Annotated in this window: 31 protein-coding genes; 16 read left to right on the forward strand and 15 right to left on the reverse strand. The window is 66.2% G+C overall.

Going from position 1 to position 26,985, the window contains the following annotated elements; all coding sequences use genetic code 11:
- Positions 1–98: 98 nt before the first annotated feature.
- Complete coding sequence (locus K3U94_RS11505) at positions 99–710, reverse strand: TetR/AcrR family transcriptional regulator (protein ID WP_047317824.1); 612 nt, start codon at positions 708–710, stop codon at positions 99–101.
- Positions 711–791: 81 nt separating this feature from the next.
- Here K3U94_RS11505 and K3U94_RS11510 point away from each other — a divergent pair, with 81 nt between their 5' ends.
- From K3U94_RS11510 to tpx, 3 genes are read left to right on the forward strand one after another with little or no spacing between them, the layout of a single operon-like run.
- On the forward strand, positions 792–1,718 hold the full coding sequence (locus K3U94_RS11510; RefSeq protein WP_220696555.1) for a metal-dependent hydrolase: 927 nt from the start codon (positions 792–794) through the stop codon (positions 1,716–1,718).
- Complete coding sequence (locus tag K3U94_RS11515) at positions 1,718–2,863, forward strand: hypothetical protein (RefSeq protein WP_220696556.1); 1,146 nt, start codon at positions 1,718–1,720, stop codon at positions 2,861–2,863. Before K3U94_RS11510 ends, K3U94_RS11515 begins: the two co-directional genes overlap by 1 nt.
- 57 nt (positions 2,864–2,920) lie before the next feature.
- Complete coding sequence (gene tpx, locus K3U94_RS11520) at positions 2,921–3,421, forward strand: thiol peroxidase (protein WP_220696557.1); 501 nt, start codon at positions 2,921–2,923, stop codon at positions 3,419–3,421.
- 11 nt (positions 3,422–3,432) lie between these two features.
- Here tpx and K3U94_RS11525 read toward each other — a convergent pair whose 3' ends face one another.
- Positions 3,433–4,206: an enoyl-CoA hydratase/isomerase family protein gene (locus tag K3U94_RS11525; protein ID WP_047317828.1), complete on the reverse strand. Its 774-nt coding sequence runs from the start codon at positions 4,204–4,206 to the stop codon at positions 3,433–3,435.
- A 32-nt stretch (positions 4,207–4,238) separates the two neighbouring features.
- Here K3U94_RS11525 and K3U94_RS11530 point away from each other — a divergent pair, with 32 nt between their 5' ends.
- From K3U94_RS11530 to K3U94_RS11540, 3 genes are read left to right on the forward strand one after another with little or no spacing between them, the layout of a single operon-like run.
- On the forward strand, positions 4,239–4,613 hold the full coding sequence (locus K3U94_RS11530) for an NYN domain-containing protein (RefSeq protein ID WP_220696558.1): 375 nt from the start codon (positions 4,239–4,241) through the stop codon (positions 4,611–4,613).
- Positions 4,610–5,455: a helix-turn-helix domain-containing protein gene (locus K3U94_RS11535; RefSeq protein ID WP_220696559.1), complete on the forward strand. Its 846-nt coding sequence runs from the start codon at positions 4,610–4,612 to the stop codon at positions 5,453–5,455. The genes K3U94_RS11530 and K3U94_RS11535 overlap by 4 nt, the downstream gene beginning before the upstream one ends.
- Positions 5,456–5,509: 54 nt before the next feature.
- Positions 5,510–6,325 (forward strand): class I SAM-dependent methyltransferase, encoded by an 816-nt coding sequence (locus K3U94_RS11540; protein WP_220696560.1) that lies wholly within the window; start codon positions 5,510–5,512, stop codon positions 6,323–6,325.
- On the opposite strand, the gene K3U94_RS11545 is transcribed toward K3U94_RS11540, so the two are convergent.
- A complete protein-coding gene (locus tag K3U94_RS11545) occupies positions 6,301–7,917 on the reverse strand; it encodes an FAD-binding protein (RefSeq protein ID WP_220696561.1) in 1,617 nt (538 codons plus the stop codon). The genes K3U94_RS11540 and K3U94_RS11545 overlap by 25 nt on opposite strands.
- 188 nt (positions 7,918–8,105) lie before the next feature.
- On the opposite strand from K3U94_RS11545, the gene K3U94_RS11550 reads away from it, so the two are divergent.
- The gene (locus K3U94_RS11550; protein ID WP_220696562.1) at positions 8,106–8,951 is read left to right on the forward strand and encodes a lytic transglycosylase domain-containing protein; all 846 of its coding nucleotides are present in this window, start codon (positions 8,106–8,108) and stop codon (positions 8,949–8,951) included.
- A gap of 4 nt (positions 8,952–8,955) precedes the next feature.
- On the opposite strand, the gene hslR is transcribed toward K3U94_RS11550, so the two are convergent.
- Together hslR and K3U94_RS11560 are read right to left on the reverse strand one after the other, a co-directional pair.
- Positions 8,956–9,321, reverse strand: coding sequence for an Hsp15 family ribosome-associated heat shock protein (hslR, locus tag K3U94_RS11555; RefSeq protein WP_220696563.1), 366 nt, complete (start codon positions 9,319–9,321; stop codon positions 8,956–8,958).
- Between the two features lie 12 nt (positions 9,322–9,333).
- Complete coding sequence (locus K3U94_RS11560) at positions 9,334–9,957, reverse strand: FKBP-type peptidyl-prolyl cis-trans isomerase (protein WP_434084915.1); 624 nt, start codon at positions 9,955–9,957, stop codon at positions 9,334–9,336.
- Positions 9,958–10,131: 174 nt separating this feature from the next.
- Here K3U94_RS11560 and K3U94_RS11565 point away from each other — a divergent pair, with 174 nt between their 5' ends.
- Both K3U94_RS11565 and K3U94_RS11570 read left to right on the forward strand, forming a co-directional pair.
- On the forward strand, positions 10,132–10,521 hold the full coding sequence (locus K3U94_RS11565) for a TA system antitoxin ParD family protein (RefSeq protein WP_047317834.1): 390 nt from the start codon (positions 10,132–10,134) through the stop codon (positions 10,519–10,521).
- Positions 10,518–11,096, forward strand: a complete 579-nt coding sequence (locus K3U94_RS11570) for an ATPase (protein ID WP_220696770.1) — start codon at positions 10,518–10,520, stop codon at positions 11,094–11,096. The genes K3U94_RS11565 and K3U94_RS11570 overlap by 4 nt, the downstream gene beginning before the upstream one ends.
- On the opposite strand, the gene K3U94_RS11575 is transcribed toward K3U94_RS11570, so the two are convergent.
- The 3 genes from K3U94_RS11575 to K3U94_RS11585 all read right to left on the reverse strand — a co-directional run bounded on the left by K3U94_RS11575 (position 11,093) and on the right by K3U94_RS11585 (position 13,391).
- Positions 11,093–12,106, reverse strand: a complete 1,014-nt coding sequence (locus tag K3U94_RS11575; RefSeq protein ID WP_220696564.1) for an NADP-dependent oxidoreductase — start codon at positions 12,104–12,106, stop codon at positions 11,093–11,095. The two genes, K3U94_RS11570 and K3U94_RS11575, sit on opposite strands and share 4 nt — an antisense overlap.
- A 73-nt stretch (positions 12,107–12,179) precedes the next feature.
- A complete protein-coding gene (locus K3U94_RS11580) occupies positions 12,180–12,830 on the reverse strand; it encodes a maleylpyruvate isomerase family mycothiol-dependent enzyme (RefSeq protein ID WP_220696565.1) in 651 nt (216 codons plus the stop codon).
- A gap of 6 nt (positions 12,831–12,836) precedes the next feature.
- On the reverse strand, positions 12,837–13,391 hold the full coding sequence (locus tag K3U94_RS11585) for an FKBP-type peptidyl-prolyl cis-trans isomerase (protein ID WP_434084916.1): 555 nt from the start codon (positions 13,389–13,391) through the stop codon (positions 12,837–12,839).
- 64 nt (positions 13,392–13,455) lie between these two features.
- Between K3U94_RS11585 and K3U94_RS11590 the strand changes: the two genes are divergently transcribed.
- Positions 13,456–14,493: a TIGR03617 family F420-dependent LLM class oxidoreductase gene (locus tag K3U94_RS11590; protein WP_220696566.1), complete on the forward strand. Its 1,038-nt coding sequence runs from the start codon at positions 13,456–13,458 to the stop codon at positions 14,491–14,493.
- Between the two features lie 10 nt (positions 14,494–14,503).
- On the forward strand, positions 14,504–15,397 hold the full coding sequence (locus K3U94_RS11595) for a DMT family protein (RefSeq protein ID WP_220696567.1): 894 nt from the start codon (positions 14,504–14,506) through the stop codon (positions 15,395–15,397).
- Here K3U94_RS11595 and K3U94_RS11600 read toward each other — a convergent pair.
- From K3U94_RS11600 to K3U94_RS11615, 4 genes are all read right to left on the reverse strand, one after another.
- On the reverse strand, positions 15,394–16,203 hold the full coding sequence (locus K3U94_RS11600; RefSeq protein WP_220696568.1) for a DUF6498-containing protein: 810 nt from the start codon (positions 16,201–16,203) through the stop codon (positions 15,394–15,396). The two genes, K3U94_RS11595 and K3U94_RS11600, sit on opposite strands and share 4 nt — an antisense overlap.
- Entirely contained in the window at positions 16,200–17,132 is a 933-nt protein-coding gene (locus K3U94_RS11605) for an NAD(P)H-dependent flavin oxidoreductase (RefSeq protein WP_220696569.1), read from the reverse strand. The genes K3U94_RS11600 and K3U94_RS11605 overlap by 4 nt, the downstream gene beginning before the upstream one ends.
- A gap of 54 nt (positions 17,133–17,186) precedes the next feature.
- Positions 17,187–17,987, reverse strand: a complete 801-nt coding sequence (locus K3U94_RS11610) for an alpha/beta fold hydrolase (RefSeq protein WP_047317842.1) — start codon at positions 17,985–17,987, stop codon at positions 17,187–17,189.
- Positions 17,988–18,065: 78 nt separating this feature from the next.
- Positions 18,066–18,929 carry a helix-turn-helix domain-containing protein gene (locus tag K3U94_RS11615; RefSeq protein WP_047317843.1) on the reverse strand — a complete coding sequence of 288 codons (864 nt, stop codon included), beginning with the start codon at positions 18,927–18,929 and terminating at the stop codon, positions 18,066–18,068.
- A 99-nt stretch (positions 18,930–19,028) separates the two neighbouring features.
- On the opposite strand from K3U94_RS11615, the gene K3U94_RS11620 reads away from it, so the two are divergent.
- The 3 genes from K3U94_RS11620 (at position 19,029) to K3U94_RS11630 (ending at position 21,745) form a co-directional block, all read left to right on the forward strand.
- Entirely contained in the window at positions 19,029–20,165 is a 1,137-nt protein-coding gene (locus K3U94_RS11620) for an NAD(P)H-dependent amine dehydrogenase family protein (protein ID WP_220696570.1), read from the forward strand.
- A 69-nt stretch (positions 20,166–20,234) separates the two neighbouring features.
- Positions 20,235–20,813 (forward strand): TIGR03086 family metal-binding protein, encoded by a 579-nt coding sequence (locus K3U94_RS11625; protein WP_220696772.1) that lies wholly within the window; start codon positions 20,235–20,237, stop codon positions 20,811–20,813.
- 179 nt (positions 20,814–20,992) lie between these two features.
- Positions 20,993–21,745 (forward strand): MgtC/SapB family protein, encoded by a 753-nt coding sequence (locus K3U94_RS11630; protein WP_220696773.1) that lies wholly within the window; start codon positions 20,993–20,995, stop codon positions 21,743–21,745.
- Between the two features lie 25 nt (positions 21,746–21,770).
- Here K3U94_RS11630 and K3U94_RS11635 read toward each other — a convergent pair whose 3' ends face one another.
- The gene (locus K3U94_RS11635; RefSeq protein ID WP_220696571.1) at positions 21,771–23,147 is read right to left on the reverse strand and encodes an NtaA/DmoA family FMN-dependent monooxygenase; all 1,377 of its coding nucleotides are present in this window, start codon (positions 23,145–23,147) and stop codon (positions 21,771–21,773) included.
- 13 nt (positions 23,148–23,160) lie between these two features.
- Complete coding sequence (locus tag K3U94_RS11640; RefSeq protein WP_220696572.1) at positions 23,161–24,363, reverse strand: LLM class flavin-dependent oxidoreductase; 1,203 nt, start codon at positions 24,361–24,363, stop codon at positions 23,161–23,163.
- Positions 24,364–24,720: 357 nt separating this feature from the next.
- Here K3U94_RS11640 and K3U94_RS11645 point away from each other — a divergent pair, with 357 nt between their 5' ends.
- Positions 24,721–25,830, forward strand: a complete 1,110-nt coding sequence (locus K3U94_RS11645; protein WP_220696573.1) for an LLM class flavin-dependent oxidoreductase — start codon at positions 24,721–24,723, stop codon at positions 25,828–25,830.
- 115 nt (positions 25,831–25,945) lie between these two features.
- Positions 25,946–26,374 (forward strand): cellulose-binding domain-containing protein, encoded by a 429-nt coding sequence (locus K3U94_RS11650; protein WP_082133944.1) that lies wholly within the window; start codon positions 25,946–25,948, stop codon positions 26,372–26,374.
- Positions 26,375–26,382: 8 nt separating this feature from the next.
- On the opposite strand, the gene K3U94_RS11655 is transcribed toward K3U94_RS11650, so the two are convergent.
- Positions 26,383–26,949 (reverse strand): dihydrofolate reductase family protein, encoded by a 567-nt coding sequence (locus K3U94_RS11655; RefSeq protein ID WP_220696574.1) that lies wholly within the window; start codon positions 26,947–26,949, stop codon positions 26,383–26,385.
- Positions 26,950–26,985 lie beyond the last annotated feature (36 nt).

A 26,985-nucleotide genomic window follows, 5' to 3' on the forward strand; every position in this document is an offset into this window, starting at 1 on the left:
CACCTCTCGTTTCCATCCGCTCGAACACTTCGTGAATACTATACCCCGTAGGGTATATCAAATATTCCCGAAGAACCCCGCGGGGTGTCGGAGAACTGTCAGTCGACGGCGTGCCGCGACTGGGCGGTGACGGCTTCGCCGAGCCAGCGGCGTAAGAACCGGCGCAGCTCGTCGGGGGAGCGATCTGGGTCGTTGGGCGCCACGACGAACGAGAGCATGATCCGCAGGGTGAACTCGACAAGCTCGCGCAGCGCCGCTTCGTCGTAGCCGTACCGCTTCCAGTCGATGTCGAACCGCTCGATCATTCGCATGCCGAAGGCGCGGGCCTCTTGCGAGGTCATCTCTCGGTTGTGCGCGGACGACGACGACAACATGGCGCCCAGGTGCGGCGAGCGGGCCACCGCATCCAGGGTGTAGACCGCACCTTCGGCGAGCGCGTCGGCGGGATCGTGGATGCCGTGCACGTGGTCGGTGAGCCGGTCGAGGAAGTCGTCGACCGAGGCGATGGCCACGGCGCGCATCAGCGCCTCGGCGGTGGGGAAGTAGCGGTACACCGTCTGCCGGATCACTCCGAGCGACGTGGCGACGTCGGCCAGCGACACCGCCGAACCGGTCTCGGCGACCAGCTCGACGGCCGCGGCGATAATCCGCCGGCTGGCTTCCTCGTCGGTGTGCGGCGGGTTACCTCCCCAGCCGCGTCGCCGTGCCATCAGTGACCTGCTTGACAAGCTTGGAGCATCGAACAATCATACGCGAAGACGTCTAGTTGTATGTTTTGAGCTGAGGTGGCGATGACTGACCTGATCGTGCGCAAACTGCGGTTCGCGTTCGCCGAGTATCCGGTGCCATTCTTGTGGAACGAAGCGAACCCGGCGTTCTCGTCGATGGCCAACGCGGTCTCGCTGCTTGCGATCGGCTTCGAGAAGATGATCGGCGGCATGATCGCCGAGGCGATGCCGCTGATCACCGACCCCGTGGTCGCCGAAGAGGCCGACGCCTTCGTGCGTCAGGAGGGCCAGCACTCGATGGCCCATCGCGGCCATGCGAAGGCGCTGGTCAGGGCCTACCCGGGACTCAAGGAAACCGTCGACGAATGCAACGCCATGTTCGACAAGATGGCCGCCGAAAAATCACTGGACTACCGGCTGGCCTACACCGCCGACCTCGAGGCGACCTTCACCCCGGTCTTCAAGCTGATGCTCGACCACGACAACACGCTGTTCGCTCCGGGTGACGACCGGGTGGCGTCACTGTTCTTGTGGCACTTCGTTGAAGAAGTCGAGCACCGAAGCTCCGCGCTGATCATCTACGACCACGTCATCAACGACCCGTGGTACCGGATGCGGATGGCGCCGTCGATCTTCAAACACGTGATGAGCGTGATCAAGGTGGCGTGCGAAGGTTTCAATCGGCACATTCCCTTGCAAGACCGCAAAGTTGACGCGCTGTCACTGTTCAGCACCTACCGTGCCAAGCAGGCCTGGCGGCGGCGGGTTCCGTTCGGCTGGCCCGCGGACGAGGGCCCGGTCGCTGATGCCTTCAAACATCTGCCAAAGCGCGAAATGGCCACCGCGGTAGCCGGTATCATCCGCAGCCAGCTGCCCAATCACAAACCGGCTCACGAAAAGATCCCGGCCCTGGCCAACGAGTGGTTCGCCCGTTATGACGACGGCTACGACGTGACCAAGTGGTACACCGCAGAGGAGAAGAGCGCCTGATGCCCGACTTGTGTACCCCGACATTCGAGCGCCTCGCCGAGTCGCTGGGCTTCTCCTGCGGCGACGCCGGGGGATTGCTGGAATTCCGCAGCCCCTTGCAGCTGGAGAACTGGACGCTGCCGGTTCTCGAGATCACCGTGATCACCGGGGCCGTGCTGGCGCTGATCTACGCGATCATCCGGTACCGCCGCGGGGATGCCACCAACTTGGCATTGTGGTTCGGGGCGATCGCCTATCTGCTGATCATCGAACCCCCGCTGTATTTTCCGGGCGCGTTCGGCATCGCCGATCATGTCGACACGATGTTCGCGCACAACGTGTTCAGCGTCGAATTCCTGTGGGGCCGGCTGCCGCTGTACATCGTCGCGATCTATCCGATGATGGCCACCATTTCCTTCGAGATCGTCCGGATCCTGGGTGTGTTCCGCCGCTACGGGGCCATCGTCGGGGCGATCTGCGTGGGCTTTGTCCACCATGCGTTCTACGAGATCTTCGACCACCTCGGCCCGCAGCTGCGCTGGTGGGAATGGTCGGTGGACAACCCGTTGAACCAACCCATGTTCACCTCGGTGCCGCTGGGCAGTGTCGTGGTGTTCGCGGCATTGTGGCCGGCGTCGCTGGCGTTCTGTGTCCAACTGTTGGTCGGTCGCCAGGCCGACCACGGCAGGAGATTCACCGGCCTGCAGGTGATCTGGCGGACGATCGTGATCGGAATCCTGGCCTCGCTCGGGACCGGCATCCTGCCGCTGCCGGCTACCCTGCTCGGTGCCGCCACTGACGGAAAGCTCCTTGGGATCGCCTATGCCGCAGAACTTCTCATCATCACGGCGGTGGCCATACCAATCCTGGTCATCTCATGGCGGCGGCTGCGGCTGAATCTTTTCGTGGAAGGCCGCTATGACAACCGGCTGATGGTCCGCTACGCCGCGGTGTATCTGTCGGTCATGACGGTGCTGTGGTTGACGGCCTTGCCGGCCTACCTCGACGCGTCGGGCGGGCTGACCGCTAACGGTGACCCGGTGGGATGTCTGTGGTACGTGGTCCTGTGCTTCACGGCGGCTTACCTGAGTGTCGTGGCCGCGGCAACCGTTCCACCGATCCTGGAGCCCCGGGAGAACCCCGCGCCGGTGGCCGCCGGCCACTGAGCCCCCCGATCACGGCCCGACGTCGACGCCGGTTGACGTGCTTGGCAGACTGTTGCCATGGCGCAGATCACGTTAAAGGGAAACCAGATCAACACTTCAGGCGAGTTGCCGGCCGTGGGTTCGGCCGCTCCCGCCTTCACCTTGGCCGGAACCGACCTGAGTGTGGTCGACAGCGGTGGCTTCGCCGGCAAGCCGGTCCTGCTGAACATCTTCCCGTCGGTCGACACCCCGGTCTGTGCGACCAGCGTGCGGACCTTCAACGAGCGGGCCGCCGCGGCCGGTGGGGCCGTGCTGTGCGTCTCCAACGACCTGCCGTTCGCCCTGAAGCGGTTCTGCGGTGCCGAGGGCATCGAGAACGTCACCAGCGCCTCGGGCTTCCGGGACAGCTTCGGTGCCGACTACGGGATCACCATCACCGACGGTCCGCTGGCCGGGCTGCTGGGCCGGGCGATCGTGGTGATCGGCGCGGACGGCAACGTCGCCTATACCGAGCTGGTGCCCGAGATCGGCCAGGAGCCGAACTACGACGCGGCGCTGGCGGCACTGGCCGCGGCCTGAACCCCGGCGGTTCAGCGGCCCCGCCACTGCGGTGGCCGCTGCTCCCGCCAGGCTGCTAGGCCTTCCGCGACGTCCTCGGTCGCCGCGGCCACCTTGCGCATCGTTTCGCCGAACCGCACGGCGTCGATCCAGCTCATGTCGCTGCTGCGCCACGCCACCTCCTTGGTGGCCCGCTGGGCCAGGGGAGCGGCCTTGGTGAGGGTGCGTGCCCAGGCCACGGCTGTTTCCTGCAGGGCGCCGGGTTCGACGAGTTTCCATACCAGGCCGATGTCCTTGGCGCGTTGCGCGCTCATCGGCTCTCCGGTCAGCAGCAGCTCCATCGCGTTGGCCCAGCCCACCCGCTGGGGTAGCCGGATCGCCCCCACGATGGTCGGCACTCCCAGCGACACCTCTGGGAAGCGGAACACCGCATCGGTGCTGGCGATGACGAAGTCGCAGAACAACAATCCGGTGAGGCCGTAGCCGACACAGGGGCCGTGCACGGCGGCGATGGTCGGCTTGAAGAGTTCCATGCCGGACTCGAACGAGTTGATCGTGGGCTTCTCCCAGAACGTGCCCGGAAAGGTGCCGACCGCGCCCGCCGAGTCTTTGAGATCGGCTCCGGCGCAGAACACGTCGCCTTCGGCCGTGAGGATCCCGACCCAGGCGTCCTCCTCGGCGCGGAATCGGTCCCAGGCGGCGTTGAGGTCTTCGCGCATCGCCCCATTGATGGCGTTGCGGGCCTCGGGCCGGTTCAGGGTGATGGTCGCGACGTGGTCGTGGCACTCATAGGTGACCAGGCTCATGGCGCTCATTTCTGCACCGTACCGTCGGAGTCGTGCGATGGATCGTCGACGCGATGAACGTAATCGGTGCGCGTCCGGACGGCTGGTGGAAGGACCGCCATGCCGCGATGGTCCGGCTGACCCGACAGCTCGAAGCCTGGGCGGCGACGCACGACGGACACGTCACCGTCGTGTTCGAAAAGCCGCCGTCGCCGCCCATCGCATCGGACGTCATCACAATCGCCGCGGCGCCGCGTCCCGGGGCCAACTCCGCCGACGACGAGATCGTGCGGCTGGTCCGGGCCGACGACCGGCCGCAGGACATCACCGTGGTTACCTCCGATATCGCCCTGGTGGAGCGGGTCACGTCGGCGGGTGCGGCCACCTGCCCGGCGGCGCGTTTCCGAAGGCTCATCGAGGAGGGGTGATGCAGCCGCAACTGTTTCGGCCCCGACCGCCGCTGTCGGAGAGCATCGCCTACTTCGGGTACTGGGACCGCCGTACCGGTGGCCCACACCGCAGTCGAGCCTTACCACGCGGGGCGGCGACCATCGTCATCGATGTCGGCGACCGGCCGGAAGTGGATTTCTTCGACGCCGACGCGCACACCCGGTTGACGGTGCCACCCGCGTTCTTTATCGGTGCCGGCACCGTGTCCTACGTGACACACATCGACACGGCACAGACCGTCATCACGGTCCACTTTCGCCCCGGCGGCGCATGGCCGTTCTTGGACATCGCGCAGGGGGAGTTGACCGATGCCTGCGTCGGGCTGGACGAGTTGTGCGGGCGCGAGGCAGTGACGCTGCGCCAGCGGTTGGCGGAGGCATCTTCGGGTGCCACACGTGTCAGGCTGCTCGAAGCCTTCCTCGTGAAGCGCTTGCAGGCCACACAATTCGCTCCGCACCCGGATGTGACCACCGTGTTGGACGCCGCCGAACGCAACCCATCGATGCGCGTCGGTGACGCGGTCGCGCTCACCGGTTCGTCGCCCAAACGGCTGATCAACATGTTTCGTGCGCAGATCGGTCTGACGCCCAAGGCGTACCTACGGGTGCGGCGATTGCAGGCCGCCCTCAAGCGCCTCGACAGCGGGGCCGCCGGTGGCGCCGCCCTGGCGGCTGAACTGGGGTACTTCGATCAGGCGCACTTCGTGCGGGAGTTTCGGGAGTTCACCGAGACCACCCCCACCCAGTACCTGCGCCGCCGTTCGTGGTTGGCCGGGCACGTTGACCTGGCCGAGGATTCTGCGACGACGCGGCGCGGGTGAGCGGCGGCAAAAATATCCAAGCCAACCGCCACCGCGATCCCAGATGATGGTGTCATGTACCGCACCCGAGAAGCCGTGGCCAGCACCGGAATCCTTGTCGCCGCGATCCGGGCCAAGGAATCCGCCCGCGATGACGCCCTGTTCACCGATCCGTTCGCCCACAAGCTGGCGGGGGAGGACGGGCGGCGGATGCTGGCCGCGGCCATCGCCAACTCCGGTGAGCAGTCGACCTGGCAGATCGTCGTGCGCACCCGGTTCTGGGATGAGGCCCTGCTGCGCGCCGGACTCGCCCAGGTGGTCATCCTGGCGGCCGGCATGGACGCCCGGGCATACCGACTGCCCTGGCCGGACCACACCACCGTCTACGAAGTCGATCAACCAGCGGTCATCGCGGCCAAAGCCGAACTGCTCGCCAACGACCAGCCGCGTTGCCGGCGGGTGCCGCTCGGCATCGACCTCGACGAGGATTGGCCCACGGCCCTGGAGGCCGCGGGCTTCGACGCGACCGCTCCCAGCGTCTGGCTCATCGAGGGGCTGCTGCAGTACCTCGACGCGCCCGCAGTACGCGCGCTGTTCGACCGCGTCGACGCGTTATCGGCGCCCGGCTCGGTGCTGCTGTACGACGTGGTCGGCAAGACCCTGCTGGAAGCGCCGTCGATGGCGCCGTTGCTGCAGTCCATGGCACAGCAGGGATCGCCGTGGCTGTTCGGCACGGACGAACCCGGCGAGCTTGCGGAACGACTCGGTTGGTCGGCCGTGGTGACTGACGTGGCGGAGCCGGGCAACCGGTGGAACCGCTGGTTCCCGGCGGTGGCCGCAGCCGCTGGACCGGACGTGCCGCGTGGCTATTTCGTCGAAGCGCAGCGATAGCTGGTCGCGTTGGCGGCGCTGGCTCCGGCGCGACGTCCGGCGAACACGCAGTCGGCGATCGACAGTCCGCTGACGTAGGACCGCGACGCGATGCCGACGGCGGTGCGGCCGGCGCTGTAGAGCCCGGGAATCGGATCACCGTCCGCGTCGATAACCGCGCCGGTGTCCTCGGACACCCGGACGCCACCCAGGGTGAGCATCGGCGTGGGACGTAAGACGTTGGGCTGCACCGAGATATCCATCAGGGTGAAAGGGCCCTGATCGATGCGTCGACAGAAGTCGGCGGGCTTGCCAGCCGGGTCCTCAGCGCCGGAGTCGATCGCGTCGTTGTGCGCGGCGACGGTGGCTGCCAGACCCTCGGCGTCTATCCCGGCGGCTCGAGCCACCTCAGCCAACGTCGCGCCGCGCACGGCGCCGGAGAACATCAGCGCGGCGCCCTGGGCACGCTGGAACCACAGGGTCTGGGTGAGCAGCTGGCGCCGGGCTTCGGCCATGAGGCGGGAATCGGCCAGAATCCAGCCCCGGCTGCCATGGTTCTTCACCATGGCCTGCCCGACCGCGGCGCCGTAACGGGACTCGTCGATCACCCGGCGGCCGTCGGCGTCGACGATGATCGCGGAGATGAATGCGCTCGGGGGTGTGATGAACTTCCAGACCGAGACGTTGTCCATGTGATCGGTCACCGCGCCGACGCTCTGGGCCAGCGCAATGCCACTGCCGTCGTCGCCGCTGGTTCCCAGGGGCAGGCCGCCGTTGAATTCCGGCGCGTAGCGCTCACGCCACTCGGTGTTGGCGATGAAACCTCCGGCGCAGATGATCACCCCGCGCCGCGCAATGATCTCGATCTCCCGGCCGTAGCGCCGTTGCAGCTTCTCCAGTCGCCGGTCCATCGCGGCGCGCAGCGGCGGGTAGTAGACCCCGGGTTTTGACGAGATCGCGGCCAGGCGTGCATAGCGACGCTGGATGCGCCGCGGTGCCTGCCCCATGGTCGTGGCCCGCACGCCGATCACCCGACCGGACGAATCCTGCAGCAGTTCGGTGACCGTGGTGTGCGGGCGAAAGTCCACACCGAGCTTGCGCGCCGACTCGGCCAGCGGCGCATAGATCTTCTTGCCGGATGTGCCTTTGCCGTAGGCGCGGTGACCGCGCTGCACCGGCGGGGTGTGGGCGCGGAACGCTCCGGCGTTCTCACTGCCCGAGTGGTACAGGTAGTAGCGGTTGTTCGGAAAAGACGTCTTGTAGGGACACAGTCCGGAGTTGAACGGCACCCCGCGGGCCTGCAACCAGTCGATCATCTCCGGGCTGCCGTCGACGAAGCGCTGCAGTGTTTCGGGGCGGACCGCGTCGCCGACCTCGAGACGCAGGTAGTCCAGCATCTGCTCGGTGGTGTCGTGCACGCCGGCGTCTTTCTGAACCGACGTTCCGCCGCCGGCGTAGATGATGCCCCCCGAGATCGCGGTGGCGCCGCCGCCGTTGGCACGGTCCACCGCGATCACCTCGGCGCCCAGTTCGCGGGCGGTGATCGCGGCGGAGGTACCGGCGGCGCCGTACCCGACGATGACGACATCGGTCGTCACGCTGGTGGTGGTCATGCGCTCTCCCTTGACGACGTGAGCTGAACGGCCCTCAATGTAACAGCCGGTAGTTCTCTGGTTGTGGAAGTGACCAGCAGTGATTGGTCGGCCTACGAGGCAAAGCGAAACGTGTTCTAGGTGGCCTGGGACGCTCCGATCGGCCGCCCTGCGCGGTTCGCGGCGGCGCAGGGGAGAAGATGAACGGCATGGCTGTTCGGTTGTGGCGTCTGGTCGCCTCCCTGGTTGTCGCCTTCGGCTGCGCGGTGACGGCGGCGCTACCCGCCGGCGCGGCGCCGGGCGTGGATCCGGCCGCGTTGGCCGCTGACCTGGTCGCTGCCGATCAGGCGTTGCGGAATACGTCGTCGCCGGAGCAGGTGCTGGCCGCCGCGGCCCGCCGGCAACAGGTCGCCTACCGCACCCTCGGTGCGCACCCGGAGTGGGATGCGATCGCTCGCCCGCAAATCCCGGCGGCGCTGCTCGCGGTCTACGACCGCAACATCGACGCACGTCGTGCACTCATGGCGCTCACCGACCCGAAAGACACCATGCCGCCCTGGCGGGTGGTGCCGCCGGTGCCGGCGAACGAGCTGATGGCCAGCTACCGCGCGGCCGAGGCCGCATCCGGGGTGCCGTGGAACTACCTGGCGGCGATCAACTTCGTCGAGACCGGCTTTGGCCGCATCAACGGTGTCAGCGACGACGCCGCCCAAGGCCCGATGCAGTTCCTGCCCTCGACGTTCGCGGCCTACGGCAACGGGGGAGACATCCACTCGCCGCGCGATGCCATCATGGCGGCCGGTCGCCTGTTGGCCGCCAACGGTTTTGCCACCAATCGCGACAAGGCGATCTGGGGTTACAACCATTCCGACCACTACGTGCGGGCGGTCAACGACTACGCCGCGGTCATAGGAGGCGACCCAGCCGGGTTCGCCAGCTACTACCGCTGGGACACCTACTACCGGACCACCGCCGGCGATCTGCTGCTGCCTATCGGGTATGTCTCGTCGTCGCGGATTCCGGTTGGGGAGTATCTGGCCGCGCACCCGCAGTGACACCTCAGCGCTGCTGGGCCCGCCACTTGTCCAGCACCCGTCGATCCCGTTTGGTCGGCCGTCCGGCGCCGCGGTCACGGGTGGCCATCGCAGTTTCGGATGCCGGTGGAGGCGGGGGCGTTCGATCCAGGTAGCAGGTCACCGCGTCGGCCGCGCCTACCCGCTTCTGAATCACCCGCAGCACCTCGACGATTCGGGTGCGATCACCCACCAGGGCGCTGACCACGTCACCGGGTGAGACCGTCGTCGCCGGCTTGGCCGGGCGGTTGTTGACCCGCACATGTCCGCCGCGGCAGGCAGCGGCGGCGTCCGGCCGGGTCTTGGTGATCCGCACCGCCCACAGCCACCGATCCACCCGGCTCGATTCCATGGCGGCCCGGGCTCAGCGTGAGGCGTTGAGGATCTTGATCGCGAAGACGAGCGTGTCGCCCGGCAGGATGCCGGCGGCCGGCTGCCCTTCGGGATAGCCGTCAGCGGGGACCATCGCAACCGCCACCGTCGACCCGACCTTCTGACCCGCAATGGCTTTCTGGAACCCCGGGACCACCCGGTCCAGGCCGAAGTCGACCGGTTTGCCGCGTTCATAGCTGCTGTCGAACACCGACCCGTCACGTCCGTTGACACCCATGTAGCAGACCGAGACCGTGGCGTGGTCGGAGACCACACGGCCGTCGCCGGCGTGCAGGGTGTGCACTTCGGTCTGGGCCACCTTGAACGGCCCCGTCACGACGACGCTGGGCGCGGCGGAGTTCGTGGAGCCGGTCACCGCGACGCTGCCGGTGACACCCTTGAGCGTCCAGTCGGCGACGACGCCCTCATCCGGCGGTGTGGACGGGCAGGCGGTGACGGTGTCGCCACTCGGGGGCATGAACAGGTCGGTGACCGACGACGTCTTCGACGACGTGGTGGTGTCCGAACCGCCACAACCGGCGAGCGCCGCCGCCACCGAAGCGACACCGGCGGCGAGTACGGCGAACCGAGGCATACGCGAATTCACCTTGGCCACGCTACAGCCCGCGCAGTCCTATTCCGACGTCCGGCGCATCGCCGTGGCGGAGCTGCCCCGGGATGCGCTGGAGGCTGCTGCCGATGTTCTACTACGGGCTGGTCTGGCGAAAACCCTCCGTGTAGCATTTTGCTATGCGTCGTTACAAGATGCTACAAAAGAGGGAGGTCGCTGATGGCTGAGGTCGCCGACCGGGTCACCCGTTTTGCCGCGGACCTGGTGGACAGCGCGGCCGCCGAAGGCGCGCGCCAAAGCAGGTCGGCCAAGCAGCAGCTCGACCACTGGGCGCGGGTCGGCCGTGCGGTGTCGGCGCAGCAGAGTGCGGCGCGGCGACGGGTCGAGGCGGCGCTGTCCGGTCACCTCGAGACCGGTGCATTGACCGCCGAAGAGGGCGTGGTGTTCAACGCCGAGATCTCCGCAGCGATCGAGGAGCACCTGGCGCATACCCACTACGGCGACATCCTAGCCGAGCGCGGCGTCACCACCGTGGCTCTCGACGACGACGGCCGCATCGTCGAATACCGGCCTGACGGCACCTCGGTGATCGTGGAGCCGACCCCCTGAGGCGGCTCGACCTCGTTGTCGGCCCCAACGGGGCGGGCAAGTCGACCTTTGTTGCCCTCACGCTGGCGCCCCTGCTGCCGGGGGCCCTGTTCGTCAACGCCGACGAAATCGCCAAGACTCGTTGGCCCGACGAGGTGGCCGCGCACGCCTACGATGCGGCGCGGCTGGCCGCAAAGACCCGGATGAAACTTATCGAGGCGGGGCGTTCGTTCATCGCCGAGACGGTGTTCTCGCATGGATCGAAGATCGACTTGATCCATGGTGCACACGCCCACGGATACACGGTGGTGCTGCATGCGGTGCTCATCCCCGAAGCGTTGGCGGTCCAGCGCGTGCGGTACCGGGTGGCCGCCGGTGGACATGCCGTTCCCGAGGAGAAGATCCGCGAGCGCTACCACCGGGTCTGGCCCCTGGTCGCCGAAGCGATCGGAATCGTCGACGTCGCAACGGTTTACGACAATTCGCGCGTGACCGGGCCGAAGATTGTGGCGCAGTTCGCGGGGGGCGCCCAGATCGGTGACCCGAGTTGGCCGAGCTGGGCGCCCCCCGCGCTGGTCACGCGCCGCCATCCCTAATGGGAGATCTTCACCACGAGCTTGCCGACATTCTTGCCGTCGAACAGCATGTTGATCGCGGTCGGCAGCTGCTCGAAGCCCTCGACGACGGTCTCGAGCGGGGTGAGCTTGCCGGCGGCGATCAGCTCGGAGATTTCGCTGTTCGCCTCCGGTGCACGAAGGAAGTGATCGAGCACGATGAAGCCCTTGAGGGTGGCCCGCTGGATCAGCAGGTTCCCGAACGCGCGCGGCCCGGGCGGCGGGTCGGTCTCGTTGTAGCCGGAGATCAGCCCGCAGAGCGCGATCCGCGCGCCAACGTTCACGCGCGCAAAGATCGCATCCATGATGTCGCCGCCGACGTTCTCGAAGTCGACGTCGATGCCGTTGGGGGTCGCGGCGGCGAGTTGGCGGGCCCAGTCATCGGCCCGGTAGTCCACCGCCGCATCGAAACCGAGTTGGTCGGTCAGCAGCGCGCACTTCTCCGGTCCGCCGGCGATCCCGACGACCCGCGCGCCGCTGGCCTTGGCCAGCTGACCGGCGACCGAGCCGACGGCTCCGGCGGCGGCCGACACGACCACGGTCTCGCCGGGCTGCGGCTTGCCGATGTCGCGGATCCCGATCCACGCGGTGAGCCCGGTCATTCCGAGCGCGCCCAGGTAGGCGCTGGGCGAGACGCCGTCTGCGACCTCGACCGGGAACAACGGCATGGTGTCGGAGACGACCACGTACTCCTGCCAGCCGGTCAGGCCCTGCACGGTCTGGCCGACCGAATAGTTCGGGTTGTTCGACGCGACGACCACGCCGAGGCCGGCCGCGCGCATGACTTCGCCGATGCCGACCGGCGGCAGGTACGACGGCGTCTCGTTGATCCACATCCGGTTGGTCGGGTCCAGTGAGATCCAGTCGACACGCACCAACGCCTCGCCGTCGCCGATCTCCGGCACCGCCTGCTCGCTGAGTTCGAAGGTATCCGGGCCAATGCGTCCTGCTGGGCGTTCGCGGAGGAGGAAGCGGCGATTGCGATCGGTCATGAGCGCACGCTACCGGATGCGGCAGACCATGGCAATGGCCGTTAAATCAGTTGGGGGACAATGCAACAGAGTTTCATACGTGACCTTCGAAAGTGCGCAGTTCCTGCACGCGGACCGCGGGACCCGCCAGCTCGACGTCGGCTCGTGTGTGGCGCCCCGCCAGCCAGCGCACCAGGTTTGCCGGCGTCCCCCGCACCAGCACCGCCTGTTCTGCACGGGGGCCCACGGATGCCAGAACACGACCGTCATCCGTGCCCACGGTGACCGCAACGCCGGCGGGCAACTTAGCGAATTGATAGCGCAGCAGTGGGGGAATGGCCTGCACCAGTGTTGGCGGCGCGGCATGGACAGCCGCGTTGACGGCGGCGAGGTCATCGTGATGAGTCCAGTATTCGAACAACGTGAGCGGTGCAACCCGCGACCGGAGCAGCAGTCGCGGTACCGGGAGTCGCAACCGGTCGATCAAGTCGGTGAAGCCGGATGCGTGCTCACGTCGAATCGCGAACTCCACCAACCACGGCGGAGCCGGTACCGCAATGCGTCGCGCAACCAGCGACCGCGCGACGAACGTCGACAGGCCACCGAGGCGTTCCTGGGCCACCAGGTGGGCCGCGAGGTCACGCGCGGTCCACGTCCCACATCCGGCGGGTGCCGAGGCGCCGGTGGCACTCAGTGCGTCGGTGAGTGCCGCACGTTCAGCCGCGACGTCCTCGGCGAGCGCCACCGTGGATCAGCCTGAGGCGCCCAGGATCTTGATCGCGAAGACGAGGGTGTCGCCCGGCCGGATCCCGGCGCTGGGCTGACCGTCGGGATAGCCGTCGGCGGAGGTCATCGCGACCGCGACGGTGGACCCGACCGTTTGGCCTGCGATCGCCTTCTGGAATCCGGGGATGACGCCGTCGAGCGGGAAGTCCACCGGGGCGCCGCGCTTGTAACTGCTGTCGAACACCGACCCGTCGCGTCCGTTGACGCCCATGTAGCAGACGGACACCTTGGCCGTGCCCGGAACCACCGGACCATTACCGGCCTGCAATGTGTGCACCTGGGTGGACGTCACGCTGAACGGTGCTGACACATCCACCCGCGGCGCAGCCGTGTCGGTGGATCCGGTGACCGCGACGCTGCCGGTGGCCCCGGTAAGCGTCCAGTCCGGCGTGCCACCGGTGGGTGCGGTCGTGGGGCAGGTGTCGGCGGCTGCGGCCGTGCCCGCCGCCGCGACGGGCAGGGCGATTGCCGCGAGAGCCGCCGCAACAGCAACGAATGAATGCGTCCGAGTGGGTTTCACCTCCGCCACGTTACAGACGCAAAGTAGCCCCGTCAGCAGGGACTCGGCACGTAGTCTCACCCACGTGCACATTGACGTCATGGCCTTACCGCAACCGTTGGGGAAGGCCGCTGAGCTTGCCCGAAACACCCAGTCGGCGGGCTTCTCCGGACTGCTGTTCACCGAAGCCGGTCGAACCGCGTATCTCAACGCCGCCATCGCATCTCAGGCCGCACCTGGTCTCGAGCTGTCGACCGGTGTCGCGGTTGCCTTTCCGCGCAGTCCGTTCGTCACGGCGGCCACGGCGTGGGAACTGCAGGAGGCCACCGACGGCAGGTTCCGGCTCGGCCTCGGCACCCAGGTGCGCACTCATGTGGTGCGCCGCTACGGGGCGGCGTTCGAACATCCCGGTCCGCGGCTGCGCGACTACGTGCTGGCGGTCAAGGCCTGCTTTGCCGCCTTCCGAACGGGAAAGCTGGATCATCACGGCGACTTCTACGACCTGGACTTCATCACCCCGCAGTGGAGTGCGGGCCCGATCGATGCGCCCGACCCCAAGGTCGATATCGCGGCCGTGAACCCGTGGATGTTGCGGATGGCCGGTGAGGTGGCTGACGGCGTGCACGTCCACCCGCTTGGCGAGCCCGGCTACCTGGCCCGTCACGTGGTGCCCAAGGTGGCCGAAGGAGCCGAGAGGGCGGGCCGTTCCCCGTCGGAGATCGCCGTCATCGTGCCCGCGATGACCATCGTCGGCGACACCGACGAAGAGCGGCACAAGGAGCGCGAATTCGTGCGGGCCAGCCTGAGCTTCTACGGAAGTACACCGAACTATGCCTTCATCTGGGATGAGGCCGGGTTCGACGGCACCACCGCCCGGATCCGCGAGAGGCAGAAGGCCGGCGACTTCGCCGGTATGGCGGCGCAGATCACCGACGAACACTTGGCCGCCTTTGCGACCGAGTCGACGTGGGATGACCTGGCAGACAACCTGATCGGCAAGTATGGGGGAGTCGCGACCCGCCTGGTCTTGTACAACGCGCTGGGGGATCCCGATCGCTTCGAGCGATACGGTGAGATCGCCCTGCGGATTTCGGCCAGGCCACATACCGTCCAGGACCGATGAGGCCGGTGGCGTGCTGATCGGTATAGCCGCAGCGCTGCTGGCCTGTTTCGGCTACGGGGTGGCCTCTGTCTTGCAGGCTCATGGTGCGCGTAGTTCTGCTGCTGCCAGTCTGGGGGAGGATGCCCTCGTCACCTCAGACGGCCGACCGACCCTGCGCTCGACCGCCAACGCGGTGCTGACTTCGGCGTTCATTGCGGGAATGGCCCTCGACGTAATCGGTTTCGCCGGAAGCGTCGTCTCGGCCCGGCTGATACCGCTGTTTCTGTCGCAGACGATCATCAGCGCCAATCTCGTCGTTACCGCCGTGCTCGGTGTCGCGGTGCTCGGCCTGCGTCTGCGCGGCCGCGACTGGACGGCGATCGGGACGGTGATGGTGTCGTTATGCGTGTTGGCGTTCGGCGCCGGTCAGGCCGGTACCGCTTCGGTACCGGGGTTGCACTGGGCGCTGATGTTGGTGGCGATGCTGATCGCGGCCCTCGGGGTTGTTCTCATTCGGCTTCTGGGGGCACGTGCCGCCGTCGCGGCCGGATTGGTCTCCGGTGTCCTCTACGGAGTGATGGCGATAGCGGTTCGGGTGGTCGACGGTGTCGATCCGTTGAAGTTGCCTGTTCTGCTGATGGATCCGGCGTTCTGGGCGATCGCCATTGCCGGAGCCGGCGGCTTCTACCTGTTCACCGTTGCATTGCAGCTGGGTTCGGTGAATGGCGCCGTTGCTGCCCTGGTGGTCGGCGAGACGGTGGTGCCCGGCATTGTCGGCGTGACGCTGCTGGGTGACACTGCCCAACGCGGGATGGGGTGGTTGGTGGCGTTGGGGTTCTGCACCGCGGTCGGGGGTGCGGTGGCCGTCGCCATCTTCGGTGCGGCCGACCACGCGGAGGCGACGACGTCGGACGCAGTCCATTAGGTCCTGGGGGTCTTCCAGGGTTGCTCGTTGCGCCGCTGCCGATCTCGCTCGCTGGCTTGATCCTTGACCCAGAAATCCTCGAAACGTTCGCCCGGATGTACGTTCGGCATCCGGTCCATCAGCTTGCTGAGCCAGCGCGGCGGGCGTTTCGGCTCCCACTGCGGAACCACGGAGCTCAGCGCGGCGAGCGACTTGAGTACGACGAATACGCCGAACAGCGTACTGGGAGCATCGGTAGCGGCGATCCCAGCGAATCCGAGCACCAAGGTCAGGTGCACAACCATGATCCGGCCCAGTCCGATGTTGGCCATCTGCTCGACGTCCCGGAAGGACCATCGGCGCAGATCAATCAGATCGAGGAGGAAATCCATTGTCAAAAACAGCAATACGGACAAGCACCCCCCTCCGACGCTGCGCCAATGGAGATCGAGGAGCGCAAGCTCAGGCGCACGGTTGTGAGCCAGGAGACCGAGAATCGCCCCGAGAAATACTCCGTGGGCAGCACAGAAGGCCAGGCCGATGAGGGCGAAGCCGCTCAGGAAGGATTGATTCCCCGTCGGGCCGGCGGATTGCGGTGCGCGATATCGGAAATGACCATATTTGGGGGCCCAGCGACGGTGCAGCGCCATGCGGGCTATCACGAACAGGCACATCGCGACGTTTTCGAACCAGTACACCACCAGTGTCGTCGCGCCGGACCAATGCTGGGCGAACCATCCGAGGGCCGGGATGGCGATGACGCCCAGCACATTGAACAGGTGAAGGCGGGAGAGCGCCGCTCCGCGCTGCGAATTGGGTGAGGTCACGGGGCCCGCAACGTCCCGGTCCGCAACCGTGCCGCGTCCAAGACAGCTTCGATCTCACACCAAGTCCGGCGAATGATCTCGGCCACCGGGAGAAGATCGACAATCCGGGACGATACCTGGCCGGTATTGGCGACGCTGGCCTCCATGTCGCCGTCGAAGTACAGCTCGGTGATCCTTCCCAGTAGCTTGGCATCCGGGTCGTGGGCGGCAACGCGGGCGGCCAGCCCGGTCCGCAACACCCGCATGGTCGGATTGCCTGGGATGTCGAGAAGTACTGTGCCGGAGTCGTTTGCGGCCACGATCGCATCTTTGAAGTTTGCGTGCACCACGGATTCCTGGCTGGCGAGCATCCGCGTGCCCATTTGCACGCCCTCGGCGCCCAACACCAGAGCTGCCGCCGCCGACCGCGCATCGCAGATGCCACCGGCTGCGATGATCGGCAGGTTCACGTTTTCGGCGATCAGGGGGAGCAGGACCATCGTCGAGGCGCCGAGCAGTGACTTGAATCCGCCGCCCTCGACGCCTTCGACCACCAGCGCGTCGACACCGGCCTCGGCCGCCTTGTGTGCGCCTTTGAGCGAGCCGACGACATGCACCACCGTCATGCCGGCATCGTGCAGCGGTGTGGTGAATAGCGCTGGATCACCCGCGGAGGTGAAGACGTGGCGCACGCCGGCCTCGGCCAACGTGTCGACGATCGAGGGGTCCTTCTTCCAGCCCTGGATCATGAGGTTCGCCGCGACCGGCTGGTCGGTGAGCTCGCGCACCCGCCGCAGGTCAGCTCGTCCCTCGGGAGTGAGGGTCTCGATCACACCGAGCCCGCCGGCCTCCGACACCGCAGCTGCGAGTTCCGCGCGCGCGATGTAGGTCATCGGGGCCTGGATGACGGGGAATTCCACCCCGAGCAGGGACTGGATGCGGTTGGCCACGGCTTATTCAAGCACTCACGCGGGCCGCATCGCAGAGCACGATGGGCGGTCTTGTCAGGAGGCCTCGGCCTGCGCGGTGGGAGCGCTGCCCTCGAGCAGGACGCGTGCGACGAGTTCGGGATCGTCGGCCATCGGTACGTGCCCGCAGCCGGGCAGTCGGATGTGGCGGGCCTGGGGGAGCCGACGCTCGGCGATCCGCGCTTGGTAGGGCAGCAGGATCCGGTCATGCGCGGCCCACGCGACGGTTACCGGAATGTCGGCCGCGATCTCGCGGTCGAAGACTTTTGCAGCCGGAAAGATCTTCTTCATGGCGGGAATGGCCCGCCGCATGCCGTTGAGGTCGCCCACGAACTCGTCGGCCGGGATCCGCTCCGGGTGCGCCGAGACCACCGAGCCCATCATGTGCCGCGCCCGTGGCGAACGAGCAAGGCGCGGCACCACTGGTGCCAGCATCCGGGCGCTGGTGGTCAGCAAACGGAAGATCATCCGAACGTAGGCGAAATCGAGGGAGTTGTGCCAGTAGGCAGCGGGGGACAGCACGGTCGCGCTGGCGACCAGATTGTCGGCGGCGGCCTCCATCGCGATCCGGCCGCCCAGCGAGTTGCCGCCGATGTGCGGGCGCTCAAGCCCCAGTTGGTCCAACAGCCCGACCAGTTCGTCGCGCAGGGTTCCCTGGACGTCACCGTCGCGGACCACAAAATCATGCGATTCGCCGTGGCCGGGCAGATCGAAGAGCACCACGGTGCGGTGATCGGTCAGGTGCTCCAGCAGCGGGTACCAGGCCTGCCTGCGGTGAGTGATCCCGTGGACGAGCACCAAGGGCTCACCGGTTCCATGAATCTCGTACTTCAGCATGTCGGTGCTCCTTGTCGCGGACGGCGATCTGGCCCTTGGCAACCGTAGCGCTGCGGGTGGTCCGACGACCAGGACGGGTCAGGGGCGGGCGTTGAACGCCTCCGACGTGAGGATCTGTTGTGCGTCAGCGATTGCCGAATTGAGTTCGGTCAGGCTCACGTTCTGGCTGCGTCCGAGATGGATTTCGATCTGGTACTCGGGTTGCCGATCGGGCCCGAAAATCGGTACGACCACGAACTCCGCTTTACCCAAATCGTGCTCGAGGCTGTCGGTGACCGAGCGCAGGGTCACCATCGTCATCAACGTCGTCAATTGGTGTGTCACCCGCGAGGTGGAACCCAGCGATGCCAGCACTGCGCCAAGCCGCTCATGCAACGCGCCTTGTGCATCATCGAATTTCCAGGCTCCGTATCCGCGGGCGCGGATGTCGGCCAAGACACGCCGGTGGTCGGCGATATCCGCTTGGGACAGCCGAGGCGTCATGTTCTGCAACCACCGCTCGATCGTGTCGTCGTCACGCCAAGCCATGGCCACCAGCCCAAAAGGGGGATCGATCGGAAACTGATGCCCCACCGGATGTTCGCCGTCGGAAGTGTGGCCGACAGTGTCGACGATGACCAGATGGCGCCGGCCGATTTTCGACATGGAACACGCTGCGCCCAGGACAGTGTTCATGCGCACGAGGGCTTCGCGGCCACGGTCGAGGAGTGGGAACTGGTCGCGCAACCCGCGCACGACGCTGAACAATCCACTGCCGAGCGTGTAGCGGCGGTCCTCGCCGCGGACCACCCAATGGTTCCGTTCCAACTCGGCCAGCAGCAACGACGCTGTCGACGTCGTCAACTCGCATCGGCGAGAAAGCTCAGCCGACGACAACCCCTGCGGCGCAGCAGATAACGCCGTAAGGACGTCGACAACGCGGCGGGTCGGTGGCGACTTCACCCAGGGTCGCCCATCGCGTCCACCATTGACCGGCCTCCCGCCACGGACCTACCATCTGTCCGGATTATCGACAACAGCATCCTAATATTTGGAGAAAAAGTGGTCAAGGTAGGCGTTTGGGGTACCGGTTCCATGGGCGTGATCGCCCTACGCGGGGTGCTCGACCATCCAGAGTTGGAGCTCGTCGGACTGGTCGTACACAGTGACGCCAAGGCGGGACGCGATGCCGGGGAACTCTGCGGCGTCGATGCCGTCGGTGTCATCGCAAGCCAAGACCCCGCTGAACTGCTGGCCGGCGACGCCGAGGTTGTCGTCTACGCGGCGGCGGCCAATCTCCGGCCGTTCGAGGCAGTGGCCGACATGGCATCGCTGCTTCGCGCAAAGAAGAACGTCGTCTCGTGCTCGGTCGTACCCCTGGTGTTTCCCGACGCAGTCGATGACGCCATCGCCGGGCCGCTGCGCGAGGCCGCGCTAGCCGGCGGCTCCTCGTTCTTCACGACCGGCATCGACACCGGCTTCGCCAACGACGTGTTACCGCTGGTGCTTTCAGGAGTCACCCGAAGCATCGAATCGATCCGGGTGACCGAGATGTTCAACTACGCCACCTATCCCGACCGTCAGGCGGTCTATGAAATCCTCGGCTTCGGCAAGACGCCCGAGACCGAGGCGTTCGCGGCAATGCCCGGCGTCTTCACATTCGGTTGGGGGCCCGTCGTTCACCAGTTGGCTCACGGACTCGGGGTGGAAGTCGACGACATCCAGGAGAGCAACCAGCGCCTGACCACCGACACCACGTTCGACACACCCACCGGCCGGATCGAAGCCGGCACCGTCGCCGCCATGCGCTCGACATTGACCGGCTATGTCAACGGGAAGCCCACCATAGTCGTCGACCACGTCACCCGCATGCGTGACGACATCGCGCCCGACTGGCCACAGTCGCGAATCACCATGCCGCCCAATGACCTTGGATACGGCACCGCATCCGGACAGGGCTGCTACCGCATCGAGATCGACGGTTCGCCGAATATTCGCTGCGAGTTCGAGATGGCCGAAGACGGCGACCACGACTTCGGCGCCCGAACTGCCGGTGCGATACGCATGGTGAACGCCATTCCGGCCGTAGTGGCCGCCAAGCCCGGGTTGCTGTCGGCGCTGGACCTGCCGACTGTGACCGGAAAAGGGTTGGTGCGGTCATTGCCGGGCCCGCCGCCCGACAGCCGCCTCTTTCGCTGAGCCGCTTCGGGTCCTGTCGTAAGCGGTCAGACCCGGCGCGATCGCCGTAGTATTCACACCGTGACTGCGATGTCTCCGGACTCTGCGGCCATGGCCGCCGCGACGCTGGATCTGCTGATCGCCGCCGTCGACGAGATTCGCCCTGGCGACTGGGACAAGCCCTCGAACCTCGAGGGCTGGAGCGTGCGCGAGTTGGTGGCGCACACAACCGGAAGTACCGCCAAGATTCGCGCACTGGTCCGGGGCGATGACATCTGGACTGCCCCGTCGGCGCCCGCCGACTGGATGGACGCCGATCCTGCCGGCCGACTCCGTGAGCTTGCCGCAGAATTGCACGAGTTGCTGCCCGGTGCAGACCTTGAGGCGCCCCGACCTTCACCGCAAGGCGAGGTCCCGCTGCGTCGTGCACTTGCCTTCCCGGTGGCCGACCTCGCCCTGCACAGCTGGGATATCTACCGGTCGCTGGGCCGTTCCGCGGAGTTGCCGGATGACGTTGTGGCGTTCTGTCGCGCACTGGTTGATGCGGTGCCCGAGCAGGCGTTGCGCCGTCCGGGCGGGTTCGGGCCAGCGCAGCAAGCACCGGAGCCGGCAACGCCTACATCCCGGCTGATGGCCTACCTGGGTCGTGCGGTTGGCGCGTCATCGTAGTGGCCACGAACCGGCCGGTCGCCGCATGGCCGGTGTACCTGCGGTGCAGGTGTAGTACTTCTCGAAAAGTGGTAACCCTCCTGGATGCCGAGCACAGGTCTGCGTCATGAGGTGGTCGAGATTCCCGAGCTGGCGCTGCCGGTAGGTGGTGTTCAGCTAGGACAGGGCGTGTCGCGATGATGATCACGTTGGTGGCGGAAGGATTCTTTACCGGAGCAGGCCAGGGAGCCCGCCAGATCGTCGAGTTGGTGGCTGCGTTCGGGCTGACCGCGCTCATCGGTCTGGAACGCGAGATCCGGGGTAAAAGCGCCGGGTTATGCACGCAGACGATCGTCGGTACGTCAGCGGCGTTGATTCTGCTGGTCAGCAAGTACGGGTTCGGCGACATTGTCGCCGCAGGCACGGTGATTCTGGACCCCTCGCGGGTAGCGGCCCAGATCGTTTCGGGTATCGGTTTTCTCGGCGCGGGCCTCATCATCACCCGCCGCGGCGCGGTCATCGGGCTGACTACCGCGGCCGCAATCTGGGAATCAGCTGCAGTCGGGATGGCCGCCGCCGCGGGGCTGCTGCTCTTGGCCGTCGTCGTGACAATGCTGCACTTTGTGATCGTGATCGGCATCGCCCCATCGGTGCGAAGAATGGCGACCAGGTTGCCCGGCTCGGTACGCGTGCATGTCATCTACCAGGACGGCCGGGGGATCTTGCGGCAGCTGCTGGAGACGTGCGATGTCCACGGTTGGCATCTGACCTCCCTGATCACCGACTCCTCACCTGTCACGGCGGCTTTGCCACTCGGACAGCGCACCGCGACTGCCGATCACGTCGGTGTCACGATGACCTTGTCGGGTTCCCGCGTTATCGAGGCACCACGAATCCTTGCAGATATCGAGGGTGTCACCAGGATCGACCAACTCCACGACGACGCCGACTGACACTCGGGTGGTCGCCGAGCCCAGGTCAGGAGGCGACACTGCTCGAGGTATCACCGGATCGCAGGGGACCAAGTCCCAGGTGATCGCGCAGTGTGGTGCCCTCGTAGTCGCTGCGGAACACACCACGTTCCTGCAGCAGGGGCACGACTTTGTCGACGAATGGACCAAGCCCGTCCGGAGTGATGTGGGGGACCAGGATGAATCCGTCGCTGGCACCGGCCTGGACGAACTCATTGATGGTGCCTGCGACGGTCGAGGGGGAGCCGATGAAGTTCTGCCTGCCGGTGACCTCGATGATCAGCTCCCGGGTCGTCAGGTTTTCCGCCTCCGCCCTCGCGCGCCATTCGTTGGCGGTCGCGATCGGGTCGCGATGCATCCGGACGCTGGCACGGCCCCGGGCGACGACGTTTTCCCCCACGACCGGGTCGACAGTGGGCAGCGGTCCATCCGGATCGTGATCGGACAGGTCCCGGTTCCACAGCTGCTCGAGGAACTTGATGGCCGTCTGCGGCGATACCTGAGCCAACCGCACCTCGTGGGCGAGATCTGCCGCTTCGGAGTCGGTGTCGCCGAGGACGAACGTGGCTGCGGGCAAGATGAGCAACTCGTCATGGCGGCGCCCGTACTTGGCGAGCCGTCCCTTGACGTCGGCGTAGAACGCCTGACCCGTATCGAGTGTGTTGTGCCGGGAGAAGATCGCGTCGGCGTCGGCGGCTGCGAACTCGCGGCCCTCGTCGGAGTCCCCGGCCTGGAAGATCACCGGCGTGCCCTGCGGACTCCGGGGCACATTGAACTGGCCGGTGATATCGAAAAACTCATCATGATAGTCGAATTCGCCAGGTGTGGGGTTGGCGAGGAACACGCCAGAGTCCTTGTCGGCGAGGATCTCGTCGCCGTGCCAGGATCCGAAGAGCTCCTGCGCTGCTCGGAGGAAGCTGCGGGCCCTGTCGTAGCGCTGATGTTCAGGGAGGTAGCCGCCACGGCGGAAGTTCTCTCCGGTGAACGCGTCCCAGGACGTGACGACGTTCCACGCGGCCCGCCCGCCAGACAAATGGTCCAAGCTGGCGAATTGTCTTGCCACCTCGTAGGGTTCGTTGAAGGTCGAGTTGATCGTGCCTGCCAGGCCGAGGTGTTCGGTGACGGCGGCGAGCGCGGCCAGCACGGTAAAGGTGTCAGGTCTACCCACCACGTCGAGGTCGTAGATCTGGTCGTTCTGCTCGCGCAGCCGCAGCCCCTCCGCGAGGAACAGGAAGTCGAACTTGCCGCGCTCTGCCGTCTTGGCGAACCTCACGAACGAATCGAACTCGATGTGGCTACCGGCTGCCGGGTCGCTCCACACCGTGGTGTTGTTGACCCCGGGGAAATGGGCGGCGAGGTGAATCTGCTTGGTGGGCTTGGTCATGGGATGGCCCTCGTCAGACTGTCGCGTAGCGGTTGGCGGGGCGTTCGAAGCCGAGGGACTCACGTAATGTGCTCTTTGCGTACTCAGTCCGAAACAGGCCGCGTCGCTGGAGTTCGGGTACCAACACGTCGGTGATCTGGGTCAGATCGTGCGGCAGGACCGCCGGACGTAACCGGAATCCTGCCAGTCCCGCGGCGTGCCACTGCTGCAGCAGATCGGCCAATTCGCGTGGTGTTCCGGTAAATATCTTTGCGTCACTGCCGTATTCGGCGCCCGCACGTTCGTCAAGTCGTCGCTGTCGCGCCTGCGCGGCGCTCGGGGTGTCGTCGAGGGATACCACTAGGTCGGCGAAGAGCAGAACGTCGTCGGTACGGTTCACGGCTTCGCGCGCCGCGGTGACCCGCTTCGCAATCGTGGCGACATCGGTGACCTCGTGTGGGGTCACGAACCCGACATCGGCGACACGGGCGATCAGCCGGTAGTCGTCGGCGCCGTGGTCGAGTGCGGTGACGATCGGCTGGCCCTGCGGTGGCCGGGGAGTGATCGATGGTCCCTTGACCGAGAACCATCGGCCTTTGAAGTCGATGTAGTGCAGCTTGTTCCGGTCGATGAACCGGCCGGTGGTGACGTCACGGATCTCAGCCCCGTCCTCCCAGCTGTCCCACAATCGGCGCAGTACTTCGACGTAGTCGGCCGTCTCATCGAAGTGCGCGATGATGCGTGTCCGAACCTGCGGATCCCGCAGTGACCGCGTCGACAAGGGGACGACCTCGCGTCGACCGAAGTGCGCGGTCGCATCTGCTCGACCCGCGATCTGCACCCGCACCCCGGCGCGACCGACGCTGACGTAGTCGAGGGTGGCGATCGCCTTGGAGGTGTGAAAGGGCTCGCTGTGGGTGGTCGTGACCGTCGGGACGAGTCCAATGCCGGCGGTCCGCGGGGCGACTCTGGCGGCGATCAGCACCGCGTCGAGGCGGCCGCGTACCCGGTCGACGCGGTGGTCGGCGGCGAACTTGTCATCGGACTGCAGAGTGAAGCCATCTTCGATGGTGACAAAGTGCAGCAGGCCTTGCTGGGCTTTGCCGACCAGGTCGGCCCAATAGCCGGCTGTGAAAAGTTCTGTGGGCCTGGCGTCGGCCTCTCGCCATGCAGCGGGATGCCAGCCGGCACCGTCGAGGGCGACGGCCAGGTGAAGCAATGCGGACGGTTCGGACATGAGGTCGGGCTTTCGTCGGTCGGCGAGGCTTGAAGAACACGGCCCAAGCGGCGACGTCACCATTGAGGCTAAGAACGTCGCCGCCCACGACAACAACGTGAGACGATGCGGCCAACGGCGGAACGCACAATCAGTTCCTCACGATTGAGACACTTGCGACTGTCTGGTCAATCACCACTGTAGCCCCGACACTGTGCCGCGCTGTCGGGCGAACGCAGCCAATCGCTGGGCCTGGCAAGACGTTTTTCTCAGCCTGATCCGAAAGAGGTTGTGCGGTATAGGCAGTTACCGTACGTGCGCAGCGAGGGCAGCTTGCGGACCTCTGAGCCGACCGGCGTCGCCCCGTTATCGTGAACTATGACGCCACTGACAGTGCTGGACTTGGTCCCGATCTCCTCGGGCTCGAGCGCGGCGCAGGCGGTGCGCAACAGCATCGATCTGGCCCGCAGCGCCGAACGTCTCGGCTACGCGCGCTACTGGTTCGCCGAGCACCACCTCAATCCGGGAGTGGCAGGCACGTCGCCTCCGGTGCTCCTGGCGGCAGTCGCCGCCAAAACCTCGACGATCCGCCTGGGATCAGGTGCTCTGCAGATGGGGCACCGGACGGCGTTGTCGTCGGTCGAAGAATTCGGTCTTCTCGACGCGTTGCACCCCGGCCGCTTCGATCTCGGCCTCGGACGCTCTGGCGGCCTACCGGCGGCTGTGGCTGCTGGATCCGAATCCATCGTGAATGGCTACGCGCCCAACGGATTACGCATCCCGGAGCGATTCGACTCTTCGACATTGCTGAAATCACCGCGAATCGCCCTGCAGAAGCACTTGCTTACGTTGCCTGAAGCGCAAGCACAGAACTACACCGAGCAGGTCGGCGATGTTCTGGCTTTGATCGCAGACACCTACCGCAGCGCCAATGGTGAGCGCGCCCACGTCGTTCCTGGCGCCGGCGCGGACCTCCAAGTGTGGATCCTCGGTAGCAGCGGCGGCGAGAGCGCACTCGTCGCAGGCAAGAACGGCTTGCGGTTTGCAGCCAACTATCACGTGGCACCTGCCGGCGTGCTTGACGCCGCCGAGGGGTACCGTGCCGCGTTCGCGCCTTCCGCTGACCTGGACGAGCCGTATCTCAGCGTCTCCGCCGACATTGTCGTCGCCGACGACGAGTCGACTGCTCGTGACCTTGCGACCGGTTACGGGCTATGGGTGCGCAGCATCCGCACCGCAGAAGGCGCTATACCTTTTCCTACGGCAGAGGAAGCCCGGCGGCACGTCTGGACCGATGCCGACCGTGCGCTCGTGGCCGATCGGCTCGAAACGCAGTTTGTCGGGACCGCTATCCAGGTTGCCGATCAGCTTGAACAGCTGCGCGACGCGACTGGCGCCGACGAGCTCATCATCACGACTATCACGCACGATCACCGTGCTCGGGTGCGGTCCTATCAGTTGCTTGCCGAAGAATGGTCCCGGCGATAGCGGCGTGTCCAGATCGGGGCAAAGATTTCATAACGGTTTCAGTTGGGCAAAGGTACTGCAGGGGAGCGGCGGTGACAGGGCCGATCTCGCGCGTTCGGTCTTAGTGTTGGCCGCTATGGCGGGGATCCACAGTTGCGTGAAACGCTGCCGTGCAGCGCTTCACGTCGCTGTTGCGGCAGTGATGGTCGTCATTCTCGGATTTGCGACCACCGCGGTGGCTCATGCGGCAGCGGCCAGGGCGACGTTGTCGGTGACCTCGACGTGGCAGACCGGTTTCATCGCCCGCTTCACCATCACCAACTGGAGCACGGTGCCGATGACCGATTGGCGCCTTGAATTCGACCTACCGGCCAATGAATCCATCTCGCACGCGTGGAACAGCAGCGTTGGCCGATCAGGCACGCACTATGTTCTGGCCCCGGCGAATTGGAATCGGATCATCGCGCCGGGCGGTTCCGCCACGGGAGGCTTCCGAGGGGTGTTGTCCGGGACGTACTCGCCACCGGTCAACTGCATGCTTAACAGGCAGCTTCTCTGCAGCTAGAGGTCCGTTCAGTCCTGCTTCGCTTCGTAGCGCAGCAGGACCGTTCCGCCCGGGAACGTGCGGTTCTCCACCAGCCGCAGCGAGATCCATGACGGCTGGCTCGGGAAGAACGGGGTGCCGCCGCCGACGGCGGTGGGGGCGATCACGATCCGATACTCATCTACCAGTCCGGCCTGCACGATCGGTGCGGCCAGCGTCGCGCCGGCCACCTCCAGGTTGCCCTCGGTTTCGGCTTTCAAATTGGTCACCACCGCGACCGGGTCGCCGCGCTCCAGCCGGGAATTCCAGTCGACCGACTCCAGCGTGCGCGAGAACACGACCTTGGGCATGGCGCGCCAGATGTGGGCGAAGTCGACGATCAACGGGGGAGCATCCGGGTCCTCATCGGCGGTCGGCCAGTATGCCGACATCAGTTCGTAGAGCCGGCGCCCGTAGAACGACAGGGCGGTCTCGCGCTCGAAGTCGTTCCAGTACTGGTGCAGTTCGTCGCTCGGCTCGCTCCAGTCGATGCTGCCTTGTGCGTCAGCGATGTAGCCGTCCACCGACACGGTGAAGCCGTAGATGAGCTTGCCCATGGAGATCAGTGTGCACTGGACATCGCCCGGGGCAAG

The sequence above is a fragment of the Mycolicibacter heraklionensis genome (assembly GCF_019645815.1).
Lineage (GTDB): Bacteria > Actinomycetota > Actinomycetes > Mycobacteriales > Mycobacteriaceae > Mycobacterium > Mycobacterium heraklionense.

What these genes read in the sequence shown, in the direction of transcription:
- K3U94_RS11525 (WP_047317828.1), bottom strand. Translation starts at nt 4,206, where the DNA reads ATGAGCCTGGTCACCTATGAGTGCCACGACCACGTCGCGACCATCACC.
- hslR (WP_220696563.1), bottom strand. Translation starts at nt 9,321, where the DNA reads ATGGAATCGAGCCGGGTGGATCGGTGGCTGTGGGCGGTGCGGATCACC.
- K3U94_RS11540 (WP_220696560.1), top strand. Translation starts at nt 5,510, where the DNA reads ATGTACCGCACCCGAGAAGCCGTGGCCAGCACCGGAATCCTTGTCGCC.
- tpx (WP_220696557.1), top strand. Translation starts at nt 2,921, where the DNA reads ATGGCGCAGATCACGTTAAAGGGAAACCAGATCAACACTTCAGGCGAG.
- K3U94_RS11630 (WP_220696773.1), top strand. Translation starts at nt 20,993, where the DNA reads ATGATCACGTTGGTGGCGGAAGGATTCTTTACCGGAGCAGGCCAGGGA.
- K3U94_RS11575 (WP_220696564.1), bottom strand. Translation starts at nt 12,106, where the DNA reads ATGACCGATCGCAATCGCCGCTTCCTCCTCCGCGAACGCCCAGCAGGA.
- K3U94_RS11505 (WP_047317824.1), bottom strand. Translation starts at nt 710, where the DNA reads ATGGCACGGCGACGCGGCTGGGGAGGTAACCCGCCGCACACCGACGAG.
- K3U94_RS11510 (WP_220696555.1), top strand. Translation starts at nt 792, where the DNA reads ATGACTGACCTGATCGTGCGCAAACTGCGGTTCGCGTTCGCCGAGTAT.
- K3U94_RS11515 (WP_220696556.1), top strand. Translation starts at nt 1,718, where the DNA reads ATGCCCGACTTGTGTACCCCGACATTCGAGCGCCTCGCCGAGTCGCTG.
- K3U94_RS11650 (WP_082133944.1), top strand. Translation starts at nt 25,946, where the DNA reads ATGGCGGGGATCCACAGTTGCGTGAAACGCTGCCGTGCAGCGCTTCAC.
- K3U94_RS11635 (WP_220696571.1), bottom strand. Translation starts at nt 23,147, where the DNA reads ATGACCAAGCCCACCAAGCAGATTCACCTCGCCGCCCATTTCCCCGGG.
- K3U94_RS11610 (WP_047317842.1), bottom strand. Translation starts at nt 17,987, where the DNA reads ATGCTGAAGTACGAGATTCATGGAACCGGTGAGCCCTTGGTGCTCGTC.
- K3U94_RS11565 (WP_047317834.1), top strand. Translation starts at nt 10,132, where the DNA reads ATGGCTGAGGTCGCCGACCGGGTCACCCGTTTTGCCGCGGACCTGGTG.
- K3U94_RS11545 (WP_220696561.1), bottom strand. Translation starts at nt 7,917, where the DNA reads ATGACCACCACCAGCGTGACGACCGATGTCGTCATCGTCGGGTACGGC.
- K3U94_RS11550 (WP_220696562.1), top strand. Translation starts at nt 8,106, where the DNA reads ATGGCTGTTCGGTTGTGGCGTCTGGTCGCCTCCCTGGTTGTCGCCTTC.
- K3U94_RS11645 (WP_220696573.1), top strand. Translation starts at nt 24,721, where the DNA reads ATGACGCCACTGACAGTGCTGGACTTGGTCCCGATCTCCTCGGGCTCG.
- K3U94_RS11640 (WP_220696572.1), bottom strand. Translation starts at nt 24,363, where the DNA reads ATGTCCGAACCGTCCGCATTGCTTCACCTGGCCGTCGCCCTCGACGGT.
- K3U94_RS11625 (WP_220696772.1), top strand. Translation starts at nt 20,235, where the DNA reads ATGTCTCCGGACTCTGCGGCCATGGCCGCCGCGACGCTGGATCTGCTG.
- K3U94_RS11655 (WP_220696574.1), bottom strand. Translation starts at nt 26,949, where the DNA reads ATGGGCAAGCTCATCTACGGCTTCACCGTGTCGGTGGACGGCTACATC.